The 14,466-nt window shown below is 41.7% G+C and carries 10 protein-coding genes; 5 read left to right on the top strand and 5 right to left on the bottom strand.

The features are described 5' to 3' along the window. Positions 1–31: 31 nt before the first annotated feature. Complete coding sequence (locus NMG88_RS08305) at positions 32–256, top strand: hypothetical protein (RefSeq protein ID WP_254035311.1); 225 nt, start codon at positions 32–34, stop codon at positions 254–256. Between the two features lie 177 nt (positions 257–433). Here the strand turns inward: NMG88_RS08305 and NMG88_RS08300 are convergent, their stop codons facing one another. Beyond that, positions 434–4,789 carry a Calx-beta domain-containing protein gene (locus NMG88_RS08300; protein WP_227350411.1) on the bottom strand — a complete coding sequence of 1,452 codons (4,356 nt, stop codon included), beginning with the start codon at positions 4,787–4,789 and terminating at the stop codon, positions 434–436. A 413-nt stretch (positions 4,790–5,202) separates the two neighbouring features. On the opposite strand from NMG88_RS08300, the gene NMG88_RS08295 reads away from it, so the two are divergent. Continuing rightward, complete coding sequence (locus NMG88_RS08295; protein ID WP_036832366.1) at positions 5,203–5,388, top strand: hypothetical protein; 186 nt, start codon at positions 5,203–5,205, stop codon at positions 5,386–5,388. 20 nt (positions 5,389–5,408) lie between these two features. Here the strand turns inward: NMG88_RS08295 and NMG88_RS08290 are convergent, their stop codons facing one another. Further along, positions 5,409–6,362: a GDSL-type esterase/lipase family protein gene (locus tag NMG88_RS08290; protein ID WP_254035310.1), complete on the bottom strand. Its 954-nt coding sequence runs from the start codon at positions 6,360–6,362 to the stop codon at positions 5,409–5,411. Between the two features lie 331 nt (positions 6,363–6,693). Next, complete coding sequence (cpcD/petH, locus tag NMG88_RS08285) at positions 6,694–7,896, bottom strand: bifunctional rod-capping linker CpcD/ferredoxin--NADP reductase PetH (RefSeq protein WP_026788790.1); 1,203 nt, start codon at positions 7,894–7,896, stop codon at positions 6,694–6,696. Between the two features lie 282 nt (positions 7,897–8,178). On the opposite strand from cpcD/petH, the gene NMG88_RS08280 reads away from it, so the two are divergent. After that, a complete protein-coding gene (locus NMG88_RS08280) occupies positions 8,179–8,979 on the top strand; it encodes a sulfite exporter TauE/SafE family protein (RefSeq protein ID WP_193372484.1) in 801 nt (266 codons plus the stop codon). Between the two features lie 134 nt (positions 8,980–9,113). Here the strand turns inward: NMG88_RS08280 and leuS are convergent, their stop codons facing one another. Next, positions 9,114–11,681, bottom strand: a complete 2,568-nt coding sequence (gene leuS, locus NMG88_RS08275) for a leucine--tRNA ligase (protein ID WP_042157288.1) — start codon at positions 11,679–11,681, stop codon at positions 9,114–9,116. A 95-nt stretch (positions 11,682–11,776) separates the two neighbouring features. After that, on the bottom strand, positions 11,777–13,204 hold the full coding sequence (locus tag NMG88_RS08270) for a carotenoid oxygenase family protein (protein ID WP_227350409.1): 1,428 nt from the start codon (positions 13,202–13,204) through the stop codon (positions 11,777–11,779). 110 nt (positions 13,205–13,314) lie between these two features. Between NMG88_RS08270 and NMG88_RS08265 the strand changes: the two genes are divergently transcribed. Both NMG88_RS08265 and NMG88_RS08260 read left to right on the top strand, forming a co-directional pair. Continuing rightward, positions 13,315–13,818 (top strand): hypothetical protein, encoded by a 504-nt coding sequence (locus NMG88_RS08265; RefSeq protein ID WP_026788793.1) that lies wholly within the window; start codon positions 13,315–13,317, stop codon positions 13,816–13,818. Between the two features lie 95 nt (positions 13,819–13,913). Beyond that, positions 13,914–14,405, top strand: coding sequence for a YajQ family cyclic di-GMP-binding protein (locus tag NMG88_RS08260; RefSeq protein ID WP_026788794.1), 492 nt, complete (start codon positions 13,914–13,916; stop codon positions 14,403–14,405). Positions 14,406–14,466 lie beyond the last annotated feature (61 nt).

The raw sequence follows: 14,466 nt of genomic DNA, 5'->3' as shown, positions 1-14,466 counted from the left end.
GAATCTTTAAATTGTTCTCAATGTCAAAAAAATGATGCTAAGATTGACCAATATTTCCAAAATCAAGAAAAATATGGTGATTAATCGTACCCACCCTCAAGATCCCCACCATTTAAGGACAGAAACCCTTGAACCTTGCTTCTCGCCTCAAAACTTAGCACAAGTCAGAAAAGTAAAACTATTAGCAACAGGAAAATACTTGCCCAAAAATAAGGAGGGTGGCTTTGAATTTATTCAACGCCGAGATCCCTCCTAAGCAGAAGTCAATGAGTTTTCAAACTGATATAGCAGGGAACACCGGAACAGCCCCCCCAAACCCCCCGTGCACGGGGGGCTTGGGGGCAGGGAACAGGGGGGAAATACTTCACCGTCTGGGTTCTAAGATCCGTCAGGTGTCCTAACTGCCTTGGCGGTTGCTACAACTAATAACTGATTAAAACACTTGGGACTCAAAGGCTCCGATATCAATAATGTTATTGATGATCCGGTTAAAGCCTGCCCCCCGTTGATCAAATTGTCCAGGGTCAGTATAGGGGGCAATAAAGCTATTACTTCCCTTGTTAATAGCAAGACTGGTACTAGCTAGAGCCAAGGTTGGTGTAGTGCCGCCGTTATTTTGTAAGGGACTGAGTAAGGGATCGATTGGGGCGATCGTACTGCCGACAATATCATTTTTAACCCCATCTACTAAACCCTCTCCCCCAGTTCCGTTTCCAATTAGGTTATTGCCGCCACTCTTGAAGGCAAATTCAATGGACGCTCCAACATCGGGGTTAAGGGGGGAGGTGTTACTAGCAATAATTGTGTTTTTCAGGTTGGCTACCCCCCCAATATTCCTTACCCCGCCACTGTTTCCGCTCGCATTATTGAAGGCAATTGTGCTATTAGTAATCGTCAAGTCCGCAACGGAGTTAAACACGCCGCCACCGATCATACCTTTATTGTTAGCAATCGTGCTATTAATAATTTGGACTTGACCATCAATCACAATAATTCCACCACCGTTGCTACCTATGTTATTGCTGATGGTACTATTTTGAACAGTAAGTTGGCCGGAGTTGGCGATCGCCCCCCCATTATTCGCCTGGTTTCCATCTAGCCAACTATCGAGAACCTTAACCTTACTGGTAGAAGACGTAATATTAATCGCACCGCCCCGACTACCTGTGGTGGTACTACTGGTATTGGGTATCGTTCCGGCGGGGAAACCATTGCTCAGTTTCAATTCTTCAAAGGTAACATTCCCGCCATTAACAGTGAAAACATTGTAGTCCCCCCCCGTATCTCGACGAATAGTCAGCTTATCGGCTCCTGGCCCATCAAAAATAATATCGCTACCGATACCGGGTAAAGCCCCTGCCAGATTAATCACCCCAGAAGTGGCTTTGTCAACAAAGGTAATCGTATCTTCTCCGGGTAGAATTCCAGCATTGAGAATCGCCTGACGTAATGAACCTTCTAGGGTGGCATAGTCTTCGGGGGCTTGACTCTTAGTATCCCCTAGTTGAGTCACGGCGGTATCATTGGCCAGAATCGTCACCTGTGCCGTATTTTCTTTGGGATTAATCTTATAGTTCCCGTCCGCTAAGACTAGGGTTAAAGATTCATCAGCTTCGGCTTGGACATCATTAATCGGAGTCAGGATGATATCAATACTAGCTTGATTGTTAGGAAGGGTAACAGTAGCGGTGGAGTTGCCTGTGACCGCTACGGTTTGACCCGTTGAGGTGCTCAGGGTATAATCTGCCGGGCTAATTTTATCGGGTTCTAGGGTGAGGTTGATGGTTAAATCCCCAAAGGTATCCGGGGCGCGACTAATCCGATAAATACCGTTTTTGGGCTGTTCATTGGGGACTTTTGTGGTGACAGGTTCCGTGGCTATTGCTTCTACCGTGGTTAAACTGAGGGTGGCTTTGTCGTCATCTTTGATGATAACGGTACTGGTAGGGATATTATTTCCATCTTGTCCATTTTTGTCAAAATTGGCAAAGGAGAGTCCAAAGCTGCGGTCAGGTTGCACCAGGGTGTTCCCGATAATACCAAGGGGGACAATTTGTTTGTCTTGGTTAATAGCAAATTGAATTCTTTGTGGCCCTGGTGTAAAGTCCGTATTAGCGATCGCGGTATCACTGGTAAATACCACATCCACACTAGAGGTTTGAGTAATATCTCCTGAGCGAAGCACCTGAACTTCATTAAACAGGTTCGTGATGTCTCCTTCATCTAAGCTGTAGTTATTCTGGGTAAAGTTATAGGTTGGTGGGGAATCATCATCTTCAATGATTAGAGCCGCCTGCGGGACTGTGGTTCCAGATTGTCCATCATTGTCAAAGTTGGAAAAGGAGAGGAGGACAGTTTCAGTGGACTCGGATACCTCATCTCCGATAATCGTGACTTGTATCGTTTTGCTAATTTCCCCGGATGTAAATTCCAGGGGAATTTCAGATGGAGTAAAGTCTTCTCCTGAAGTTGCTCCGTTTTGGGCTGCGGGGTTTAAGTCCACCGTCACCGATGAGTCAATATCAACCTTTCCTGAGCGAACAACAGTAATTTCACTGTAGGTAATATCATTATTCCCTTCCCGAATCCGATAAGTATTAGTGGTGAAGTCGTAGGTCGGAACATTATCATCATCAATCACCAGTAACTCTGAGGTGGGATGGATATTTCCCACTAAAGCCCCTAGGGGGGGATTGAGGGAGAGATTCAGGGTTCGGTTTTGATTGGGTGTGAGGTTGCCGAGAATAGTGATCGGGACGGTTTGGGTGATTTGTCCCGGGGTGAAGTTCACGGTGATCGGCCCGGGAACAAAATCTACATTGGGGATAGCATTCACCCCAGTGACATTGACTGAGACGGAGGAGTTGACATTAATATCCCCAGAACGATCAATTTTTACCAGTTGGGTAATATTAGTTGAGTTACCTTCAAGGGTTTTGAATAGGGGTTCTTTGAAATCATAAGTAGTGGGGCCATCGTCGTCATTAATAATTAAGTTGGTTGTAGGATAAAGGGTTCCAGCCTGTCCGGTGGGTAGAAAACCGTCCGGTGCAAAAGAGAGGATAATTATTTCTGAAGGTTCAATAACATCATCACCAATGATCGGGATTTGGAAGGTATTCTCGGTCTGACCGGGGGCAAATTGGAGGACGATTTCCGTGGGTTCAACATCAACTCCAGGTGTTCCGCCATTCTGTCCGGCGGGGGTGAGGAGAATCTTGACACTTGATTGCTGACTGGTATCAAAAGTACGATTAACCGTAATAGTAGCTTGCCCAGGATTGCCAGGATCACCCTCAAAGATGGAAAATTTAGATTGACTAAAGTTATAAACCGGGGGTTTGGGCGGGAGATCTTCGCTCTGGATACTGGCTACGGCGGTGGATTGTTGAGGATTAGCGGTGTATAAAAAGCCGGATTCTCTTAAGGTGATATCGATAGTTAGGGGGTCTTCTTCAAATTTATCGTTGTTGATCGGGGCGAGTTTGAGGGTGGCGATGGTACTATTTGCTGGGAAGGAAACGCTACCCCCTGTATTCGTAAAGGTTTCGTTATCAATAACGGTATAGTTTTCCCCTAGTTTTGCTGTTCCTCCAACGGTGAAGTTAACGTTAATGGGTAGGTCGAGGGAACCTCCCGCCCGTGTAAAGGTATAAACAAAGTTTTCTTGGCTATTTTCCAGAATAGTAGAGGGAGCAACCGACAGACTAATCGCGGAGGGAAAGGGCCCGATGGGAAAAACGATCGGCGGTTTTGAATCTACGGGCGGGACAGTTCCCTGTGAACTACTATCATTGTCTTGTAGGGTAATAACAATTGCCTGAGATTCTCCTAGGGTAGCTCCTCCCGTGGGATTGGCTAGGGTTAATTTAAAGATTTCATTCGGTTCGGCTTCCCGATCATCAATAACGGTGATGGGAATGGGAACAATTTTGAAAGTTTCGTAAGGTTTGAAAATGACTTCTATGGGTTCTACGCTAACGTCACTAGCCGTGGCGGTATCGAGTTGTAGTTCCAGTTTGGCACTTACCGTATTAAAGGGAGAACCTGCTCGTTGAACGTTGACGAATAGGGCTGGTGTTTCGCCTTCTTTGACTACCAGGGAATTATTATTGGTAAACTCAATAACGGGTGTAAGGCTTTCGATTGATTGGGTAAAGTTAGCTTGATTATTAATGGTTGTAGCTTGAGTTTCCTGAATAATAATCAGTTTTTGATTGCTGATCTTATCTTCAATTACGGTATCATTTCCCACTTGAACAAACCGCAAATCAGCAAATTTTAATTCCTTAGTTAATCCAATTAAATCGACTCCAACTCTAAAATCAGTAATACTATCAACTTCAGTATCTATCAGTTCTCGACCAATTACAAATACATCGGAACCTCCGCCTCCGGTGAGTTCATTTTTCCCGCTTCCGCTATAAAGTAGGTCGTTTCCTCTATCTCCAAATAGTTGATCATTTCCACTACTATCAAATAGGGTATCGTTACCCTGTCCACCATAAAGGAGGTCGTCACCGTCACCGCCATTGAGTTGATCATCCCCATTATTGCCATAGGCAATATCATTCCCTGCTTCTCCTTCGAGGGTATCATTTCCCAGATCCCCAAACATCAGATCATTCCCATTACCCCCAGACAGTAAATCCTGATCCTGACCTCCATTTAGAGTATCGTTTTCGCCTAATCCATTCAGGGTATCGTTTCCAGCAAATCCTAAGATTTCATCGGGTTCGGGTGTCCCAGCTAGGAAATCATCGCTCGCGGTGCCAATAAGTTGTGCCATATCTAAAAATCTAATTTAAGTGGGTAATTGATTTTGGGTTTTAACTAGGTTAAGTATCATTTATTCTGTATTATAAAGTACAGAATACGAATTAACCCCAGTCTGGTGCATCCTGTCCCTAGGTTAGTGAGTCATCTGCTGAAATATTTCCCTCTAATAGAAATTTTGTTAACACTACAGAGCTTACCCATAAGTGCCATCTTTGTTAACAAATCTCAATATTGCAATGATTAGCGGTTAGTCGTTTAGTTGCCTCCCATCTTCCTCGATCTGTAACGAACTGTAAAGATTATCCCCAAAACCGTTAAACTTCGTTGCGGGATCGTACAGTCTGGCAAAAGACGTGATACCTTCTACCAAGTGACCAAAAAACACAGTTAAGCGCAAAGGGAGAAAAACCTGTGAAGTTAGAGATGGGATACTCAACGGTTTCTGATCAGCAAGGCGTAAGTGCCTATGTGGCAGATTTACAACTGCACATGACGTTACAAGCTCGTAATTTAGTTCCCAACCTGACGATAGCTCGTGATTCTCGTGAGCAAATGCTACAACAAACTCAGGCGGACTTGGAAAAATTTGTTTCTCGCCAAACTCTCTAGTCGGTTTGGAATATCCGCGTTTAGATAAGTTGGGGGATTTCGATTGACTGATCTGGAGGGAGAACCTCTGATATTAGGTTATTGCGGATGGAGATTAAATCGCAATAATCGAAATCCTGTTGTCCTAATGTTTTTAGGGTGATTTTTTCTAGGGTATCTCCAGGTTTAACTTTATAGGAAACCCAACGGTAGGACTGTCCATTTAAGGGAAGTTCTGATGATTTTTGTAACCATTTTTGATAGTTATGATCTCGATTTTTGGATAGGCGAGACTCGGTTTGTTTGAGGGCAAATTGCCAAACTTTGTAACCTTCTGGACTCAGGTGTAAACCATCGGTTGTTAATTCAGAGCGAATATTTCCTTGGGTATTAGTAAATCGTTGATGAAAGTCTAAATAGATGCTTCCTTGGTCGTTAACTTGTTGGGCTAACTTTTGATTGAGTTCTTTAATTAAAGAATTTGGAATCGAAAAGTTTAGAGTTTCTGTTGGTAATTGAGTCGGAAAAATAGATTGAACTAAAATTTGAGTTTCAGGATAATTTTTTTGTAAATAATCTAAGATTTTTTGATGGTTTTCTAATATCTCTACAACGGGAACTTGCCTTTTTAAATCATTAATTCCAGCTAAAATATAAATATTATTAGGATTATTCTTAGCAAAAATATCCAGACGTTTTAAAATTCCGCTTGTCGTATCCCCTGAAATCCCTTGATTCAACCATAATGCTTCCGATGGTAATAAACTATTAGGAAACCACATACTTAGGGAATCTCCTAATAAAATATTCAGACGAGATGAATCAGATTTTTTGGCAATTTTATCTTGGATTAAATCAGATTCTTGATTTAATATATCCAGCCAATCTTGATAATTTGGCTGATCAATTTCATCATCTAAATTAGTATAAATTTGACTTTTATGCAGAGCAAAAAGTCGCTTTTGGTACATTGCAATGCCAGTTTTTGGAATCATAAAATAATCATTCATCATTCATCAGTTATCAGTTATCAGTTATCAGTTATCAGTTATCAGTTATCAGTCATCAGTCATCAGTCATCAGTCATCAGTCATCAGTCATCAGTCATCAGTTATTAGTTATTAGTTATTATAGTAAATAATTGATTTTGATTTGTCAGTTAACAGTTGTCATTGAATAACTATTTTTAAGTTAACTGCTTATTGTAGTTAACTTAAAACAGTTAAGAACCAGTTTATAATCGGTGATTTTCAACTTAAATAAATTATTAACCTGGCAACTGATAACTGGTAACTGATAACTGGTAACTGATAACTGATAACTGATTTAGTAGGTTTCAACGTGCCAACGATGTCCCTTTTTGAGTGTTTTCTGGTAATCACTCCAGTTAACATCGGATTTACCCGCAGCAACTGTCATGCCTTCGTCAATACCGCCTTCCATACCTTTGAGACCACAAATATAGGTATGGGTATTATCTTTCTGAACTAATTTCCACAGTTCATCGGCGTTTTCCTTAATCCGATCTTGAATATACATTCTGCCACCTTCGGGATTTTGTTCTTCACGACTGATGGCATAGGTCAAGCGGAAGTTATCAGGAAATTCCCGTTGTAACTGTTCCAATTCTTCTTTATACAGAATATTGGCGGTGTAGGGAATACCAAAGAATAGCCAAGCTAAACCCTTGAATTTGTAGTCTTCATGTTGTTCTTTGAACATCCGCCATAGGAAAGCCCGGAAAGGTGCAATACCCGTACCCGTTGCCATCATCACCACCGTAGCTTCTTCGTCATCAGGGAGTAACATTTCCTTACCCACTGGCCCGGTAATCGTCACATCTGCTCCCATTTCTAAATTGCACAGATGGGTCGAACAAACGCCATAGACGGTTTCTCCGGTTTCAGGATGTTTGTATTCCAGTTGACGAACACACAGGGAAACGGTTTTATCATCGAGTTTGTCACCATGACGAGTCGAGGCAATGGAATACAGTCTTAACTTATGGGATTTGCCTTTGTTATCTTTTCCGGGAGGAATAATCCCAATACTTTGACCTTCAACATAGCGTAAGTCCCCACCGGAAAGGTCAAAGGTAAGGTGACGGACAGTGCCCGCACCCCCTTCACTTACGAGTTCATAGTTCTCGATACATTTCCCAATATAGGGATTGTTCGGACGATAGATATTAACGGGAATTTCCGTTTTAGCCTTGGTTTCAGTCATGGGCTTGCTTTTTTCTTCAGATGGTTGACTCTGCTGTCCATGGACGGTAGTTTCGGTGGTTGCAGCTTGAGGTTCACCTGCGGGGCGAATATTGACAATTTTCCCCCCCAATCGAGCAATCCGACGCATTTCTTGATTCATGCGCTCGTAGGGGACAGTGATATAAACGACACCACTGCGACGAATCGGGAAGTTGAGTTTGTCTGTATTTTCCCCTTGTCGGAGTCCCTCCACTTCAAAGATAAAGACACGGCCGTTAGCTCCTGTCTTGGTTGCAACACCAGTTCCACTCTTGAGATACATTCGTTGGTTCTCCCTTATAATACCTAAGCTCTTAACTAACAAAATGTGACGAATACATCACTTGCCAGTTTTTTTAACGTGCGATGGACGGAAACAGTTAAATATTACTTTTCCCTCTCAAACTGGCTTGAGGGCCGTCACTGTTGTCAATTTGCACTTTGCACTATTTTACAGCTTAGTGTTCATCGGCTAATCGGAATTAATCACAGTTTGGGAGAAGCGTGCTTTGAAAATTTGTGCCACAATACATTCGGCCTATTGCTTGAAACTGGATATTTTTTGATGATCATGGGGATTCTACCTTGGGTATTATTAGCAATATTGGGACTAGCCGCGGGAACAACGGCCGGATTACTCGGTATTGGTGGGGGAATGTTAGTTGTCCCTGGGTTATTTTATATTTTTAATTTAATGGACTTTCCGCCCGATTTCGTGATGCACAGTGCGATCGCCACTTCGATGAGTATAATGACTTTTACGGCGACTGCTTCGATTGTGGCACACCATTCTAAAGGAGATGTGCAATGGGGAGTTTTTTGGAAAATTATTCCGGGGATTTTATTAGGTGTTTTATTAGGTGCTTTATTAGATCATACTTTATCTAGTGCTTTACTTAAAATTATTTTCGGATTATTTTTATTATTGATTTCTGTTAAACTATTGTTAGATTTTAAACCTCAAGTACAATCAGAATCCTTACCAAGATTAGCTATAATCAACGCCGTTGGGTTGGGAATCGGTTTTAAGTCAGGACTCCTAGGAGTTGGAGGTGGCGCAATTAGTGTTCCTTTTTTAATTTATTGTGGATTACCTATGTATGAAGTCGTGGGAACATCTTCATCCTTTAGTTTACCAATTTCTATTTTAGGAACTCTGGCTTTTCTATTATCTTCCCATGGTGATTCTTTTCTACCTGGATTTATTGGATATATTTACTGGCCAGCATTATTATTAATCGCCCCATTTACAATTTTAGGAGCTTTTTTAGGGACATCACTTTCCCATTTAATTTCAGGGGAAAAATTACGGATGGCTTTTGCTTTATTTTTATTATTCATTAGTTTAAATATGTTATTGACTTAAACCCAGAGACTGAAGCACCCGATAAGTTTTTATTCGTTGATAAATTCAGGTTCACAGATAGTTGATTCCCTTTATAAAAAACCCCCAAACCGGAAAAGTTTGGAGGCATCTTAAAGTATTTTAACCATTCTAGGTTAAACGACCACAAAATTAACTAATTTTCCTGGGACAACAATCACTTTTTTAATGGTTTTATCCCCAATATGACGTTGACTAACTTCAGAATTTCGGGCATATTCTTCTAAAGTTTGGTGATTGGCGGTTGCTGGGACTTGCAGCGTGCCGCGGGTTTTTCCATTAATTTGAATCACTAAGGTAATTTCATCAACTACCAAGGCTTCTGGCTCATGCTCAGGCCATATTTGAGTATGAATTGAACCCGTTTTTCCAATCAATTGCCATAATTCCTCCGCAATATGGGGAGCAAAGGGAGCTAATAATTTTAACAGGGTTTCAATGCCTTCAGAATAAACGATAGACTCCTGACAATTCGCCTCTGATAAAGCATTACTGAGTTTCATCAATTCAGATACCGCCGTATTAAATTGATAGTCTCCGTTTAAATCCTCGCTGACTTCTTTAATAGCCGTATGAATCGCCCGTTTTAAGTCTTTTTCGACTTTAGTTAATTCTCGATTCTTAGGTTTAGAAGTCGTAATTTCAGCAAATTCAGTAACAATTCTCCAAACCCGATTTAAGAAGCGAAATTGTCCCTCAACATCGGCATCATCCCATTCTAAATCCTTCTCAGGAGGAGCTTTAAATAGAATAAACATTCGGGCGGTATCAGCCCCATATTTACCCATCACTTCTAACGGATCAACCCCATTATATTTAGATTTAGACATCTTCTCATAGAAGACTTCTAACCTTTCTCCCGTGGTCGGATCTTGGGGATTACTCGGACTAACTTGGGAAGCGGAAAAATACTTACCTGTGGTGCGGTTTTTATAGGTAATTCCCTGTACCATCCCTTGAGTTAATAACTTTTCAAAGGGCTCTTTACAATGTAATAATCCGCGATCGCGCACAACTTTTGTGAAGAATCGAGAATATAATAAATGTAAAATTGCGTGTTCAATTCCGCCCACATATTGATCTACCCCCATCCAATCATTAGTAATAGCTGGATTGAAGACTTGTTGATCATTTTTGGCATCAGGATAACGCAAATAATACCAAGAAGAATCAATAAAAGTATCCATGGTATCGGTTTCCCGTTTAGCAGGAGTTCCACAACTAGGACAAGGCACATTAATCCAATCTTCTAATTGGGCTAAAGGAGATAAACCTCGACCACTAAATTTTACATTTTCCGGCAATTTTACGGGTAAATCTTGATCGGGAACAGCCACCGCCCCACAATTCGGACAGTGAATAATTGGGATCGGAGTTCCCCAATAGCGTTGACGGGAAATCAACCAATCTCTGAGGCGATATTGAATAATTCCTTTGCCATATCCTTCATCTTCTGCATAGTTAATAATTGCTTGTTTTCCGTGTTCGGAATTTTCCCCACTAAAATTACAGGATTCGACTAAAATTCCCGTCCCCGTATAGGCCGTTGTGATCCGATCATTTTCCTCATTATCATTATCCGCATCATCGGGAACAATCACCTGTTTGATGGGTAAATCGTATTGAGTGGCAAATTGAAAATCACGCAGATCATGGGCCGGAACTCCCATGACCGCGCCTGTTCCATATCCATATAAAACATAATCCGCAATCCAAATCGGAATTTCTTCTTCATTAAAAGGATTAAGGGCTTTTCCCCCCGTAGGAACGCCGCGTTTCGGTTTATCTTCTGAGGTGCGATCGGTTTGACTTTCGTTTTTTACCTCTTGAATAAATGCTTCTACGGCGGCTTTTTGTTCCGGGGTTGTCACCTGAGCAACTAAGGGATGTTCCGGGGCTAATACGAGATAGGAAACCCCATAAACCGTATCGGGACGGGTGGTAAAAACAGCAATCTTTTCATCTAACCCAATGATCGGAAATTCTAACTGTGCCCCAATGGATTGTCCGATCCAGTTAGCCTGCATTAATTTAACCCGTTCCGGCCAGCCGTTTAAATGCTCTAAATCGTTGAGCAATTCGTTAGCATAATCGGTAATTTTTAGGAACCATTGACGCAATAATTTCTGTTCAACAATAGCGCCAGACCGCCAAGATCTTCCCTCATTATCGACTTGTTCATTAGCAAGCACCGTTTGATCAATTGGATCCCAATTAACCGCCGCTTCTTTTTGATAGGCGAGTCCACACTTATAGAATTGTAAAAACAGCCATTGTGTCCAACGGTAATATTCCGGGGAACAGGTGGTAACTTCTTTTTCCCAGTCAATGGAGAATCCTAACTTTTGCAGTTGTTCCCGCATTTGGGCAATATTTTGATATGTCCATTCCGCCGGAGGAATTCCTCGGTCAATGGCGGCATTTTCGGCAGGGAGTCCAAAGGCGTCCCACCCCATCGGATGTAAGACACGATAGCCTTGCATCCGTTTGAGTCGGGCGATCACGTCGGTAATAGTGTAATTGCGAACGTGACCCATGTGTAGACTCCCCGACGGATAGGGGAACATGGATAGGGCGTAAAATTTGGGCTTGTTTTTATCGGTTGGGGTTTTATACAACCCCTGTTCTTCCCAGGTTTGTTGCCACTTTTGTTCGAGGGATGCAGGATGATATCGAGACTCCACAGCCATACTTTGTGCCGGATACGTTTTCTTATTTGTTTATTATTTTTACATATTGGTGAGGTTATACCCCCACCGATTTCGCCTGATTATCAAACCTAAGTCGCGGGTTTCCAAGTTCCATGAAATCCATTCGGAACTACATGGGGTAATCCTAACCGACAAACAGGTTCCGTGTTTAAAGATTGGGCATCAAATATCCAAACTTCGCTGGAATTTTGCCGAGCATCATAAACAATGGTTAAAACCCAACCCTGTTGAGGATGATCGAGATCTTGAACAAATAAAGGTTCCATCGGATAACGATTTTCCCCTAAATTGGCGGTAGTTAAGGTTTGGGTTTGATGATTAAAACGTCCAATTGTGCCAAACATTTCGACCGCCGGATTAATACCGGATTTATGAAGGGATAAATAGGTAAATTGAGCTTTTTTTCCCACTTCTTGGGGGTTGACCGAGGGAAATTCACAATGGCGATCGCAGAGTTCTTCCAATTGTAGTAATTTACCCGTTTGAGGTTGCAATACCATCCGCCATAAGGTCGATTTGGCTAAGGTTTGAGTGTTTCCGGTGGCAACTTCTTTTAAATATTGATTGGTTTGGAAATCTTGATATCGGACAAAATCAACAATAACCGTTCCATCTGTTGCAACATAACCATTGCTAAAATGCCACTGAAACCAAGGTTCAGTTTCAATCCGATTAACTAAGGTTAAATTATGACGATCAATTATTAAAATTTGGGTGGGGGTTTGGGGTTGCCAGGATAGGGCTTCACTAAAGGATTTCAACTGAAGAAATACGGGTAAAAGTTTTAACCGCAGTGGGGGAATTACAAAAATTAAATATTCACCCGCTAGGACAAAATCATGCAGGGCAGAAATTCCATCCAGAGGAATTTTATTTTGTTGTTTGATGTTGCCCGTGCGATCGCTCCGATATAAAATTAACTCAGGAGTCGGCCCCAAAATTTGCCCAAAATTAAAAATATCCCCGGTTTCGGGATCAATTTTAGGGTGAGCAGAATAGGGGGTATTTTCAGCTAAACCCTGGAGGTTGTCCAGTCCCTGGGTTTCTAAGGTTTCTAAATCTAAACTATGGGGTTGTCCCCCTTCCCACAACGCCAATAATTTATCGGGTAAAGCTAAAACTGAAGTATTCGCCGCATTTTTTAGGGGTTTACGAAAACGTTCCCAAAGGTTTCCCGAAGGTTTCATTCCATAGCCACCATAGATAAAACGGTTTTTTTGTTCTTCCTCTTGATAGCCTGCGGTTTGAACATAACGATAGACCCCGGTTGCCCCTTTTTCGCTGAAATGAACCCCTAAAATTGCCCCATCTCCATCAAACCAATGTCCAACTCGGTGTCCTCCCCGTGCCAATCGTCCTGGGCCATTACGATATAAAGAACCCCGTAACCCAGAGGGTATTTTTCCCGACAAAATGGGTAAGGGTGTGGGCGGAAACTCAGTTGCGGGGCTGGTAAACTGTTGATTCCAGGTCGGTTGGGCGGTTGTTGCTGTCATAACAATCACAGTCAATGAAATTAGATAAAAACTTTAGTTGCACTCAGAATAATTGTCGCTGAATTTGCTAAAATCTACAGGATTGTCCTGATTATATTTTGTAATTATCCTTGAACCAATCTATCAATCTGCCGAAAGTAGATGACTTTTTAGAAGAATTGGCAGCCATTCAACAAACTGGCTCCAAGCGTGTTGCTTTGTTGGGTTCCCGCCATATTCCCCTAACCCATCAAAACTTGATCGAGATGATGAGTTATGCCTTGGTTTTAGAAGGCAATCATTTGATTACATCGGGTTCAACGGGAACGAACGCGGCGGCGATTCGAGGCGCAATGCGGGCTAACCCCAATTTGTTGACGGTAATTTTGCCCCAAAGCATGAAACGTCAGCCTAGGGAGTCCCGCCAGCAGTTAGAACAGGTGATTCATGTGGTGGAAAATGCTAAGGGTGATGATTTATCCCTAGCTGAAGCTAGTGGGTTTTGCAACCAACAGATTATTTCTCGGTGTCAACAGTTAATCTGTTTTGCCTACCATGATAGTGTCACCCTCCTAAGTACCTGTGAGGAAGCTGAAAATCAGCGCAAAATTGTGACGCTATTCTATTTGGATTAGTAGTTAATACCAATGTTGAATCAGTCACTCGTACAGACGCGCTCTTGGCACGTCTCTACGCTGATAGTTTTTTTATTAAATAATTACAATTGACTATGGCTTCTACTTATTCATTTGATATTGTTAGTGATTTTGACCGCCAGGAATTAGTTAATGCTGTTGATCAAACCGAACGGGAAATTAAAAGCCGTTATGATTTGAAAGATACTAAGACTACCCTAGAATTAGGGGAAACTGCGATTATAGTTAATACAGATAGCGAGTTTACCCTCGATGCAATTCATACAATTTTGCAAACTAAATCCGCTAAACGGAATCTTTCTTTGAAGATTTTTGATTATGGGAAAGTAGAATCTTCCAGTGGTAATCGAGTCAGACAGGAAATTAAACTCAGAAAAGGTTTAACTCAAGAAGTATCAAAACAAATCACTAAATTAATTAAAGATGAATTTAAAAAATTACAAGCATCTATTCAGGGGGATTCTGTTAGGATTTCAGCTAAATCTAAAGATGATTTACAATTAGTAATTCAGCGTCTGAAAGAAGAAGATTATCCGGCTGCATTACAGTTTACAAACTATAGGTAAAATATACACAGTTATCTTTGATTGATACTCCACTACCTAAAGGCTAGTGGATTCTTAGTTT

The sequence above is a fragment of the Planktothrix agardhii genome, assembly GCF_904830935.1.
GTDB lineage: Bacteria > Cyanobacteriota > Cyanobacteriia > Cyanobacteriales > Microcoleaceae > Planktothrix > Planktothrix agardhii.
This window is presented reverse-complemented; position numbering and strand designations above follow the sequence as displayed.

Excerpts from the sequence above, each read along its gene's own strand:
- NMG88_RS08300 (WP_227350411.1), bottom strand. The coding sequence starts at position 4,789 with ATGGCACAACTTATTGGCACCGCGAGCGATGATTTCCTAGCTGGGACA.
- cpcD/petH (WP_026788790.1), bottom strand. The coding sequence starts at position 7,896 with ATGTATCTCAAGAGTGGAACTGGTGTTGCAACCAAGACAGGAGCTAAC.
- NMG88_RS08290 (WP_254035310.1), bottom strand. The coding sequence starts at position 6,362 with ATGATTCCAAAAACTGGCATTGCAATGTACCAAAAGCGACTTTTTGCT.
- NMG88_RS08260 (WP_026788794.1), top strand. The coding sequence starts at position 13,914 with ATGGCTTCTACTTATTCATTTGATATTGTTAGTGATTTTGACCGCCAG.
- NMG88_RS08270 (WP_227350409.1), bottom strand. The coding sequence starts at position 13,204 with ATGACAGCAACAACCGCCCAACCGACCTGGAATCAACAGTTTACCAGC.
- NMG88_RS08305 (WP_254035311.1), top strand. The coding sequence starts at position 32 with ATGATGCTAAGATTGACCAATATTTCCAAAATCAAGAAAAATATGGTG.
- NMG88_RS08295 (WP_036832366.1), top strand. The coding sequence starts at position 5,203 with ATGGGATACTCAACGGTTTCTGATCAGCAAGGCGTAAGTGCCTATGTG.
- NMG88_RS08280 (WP_193372484.1), top strand. The coding sequence starts at position 8,179 with ATGATCATGGGGATTCTACCTTGGGTATTATTAGCAATATTGGGACTA.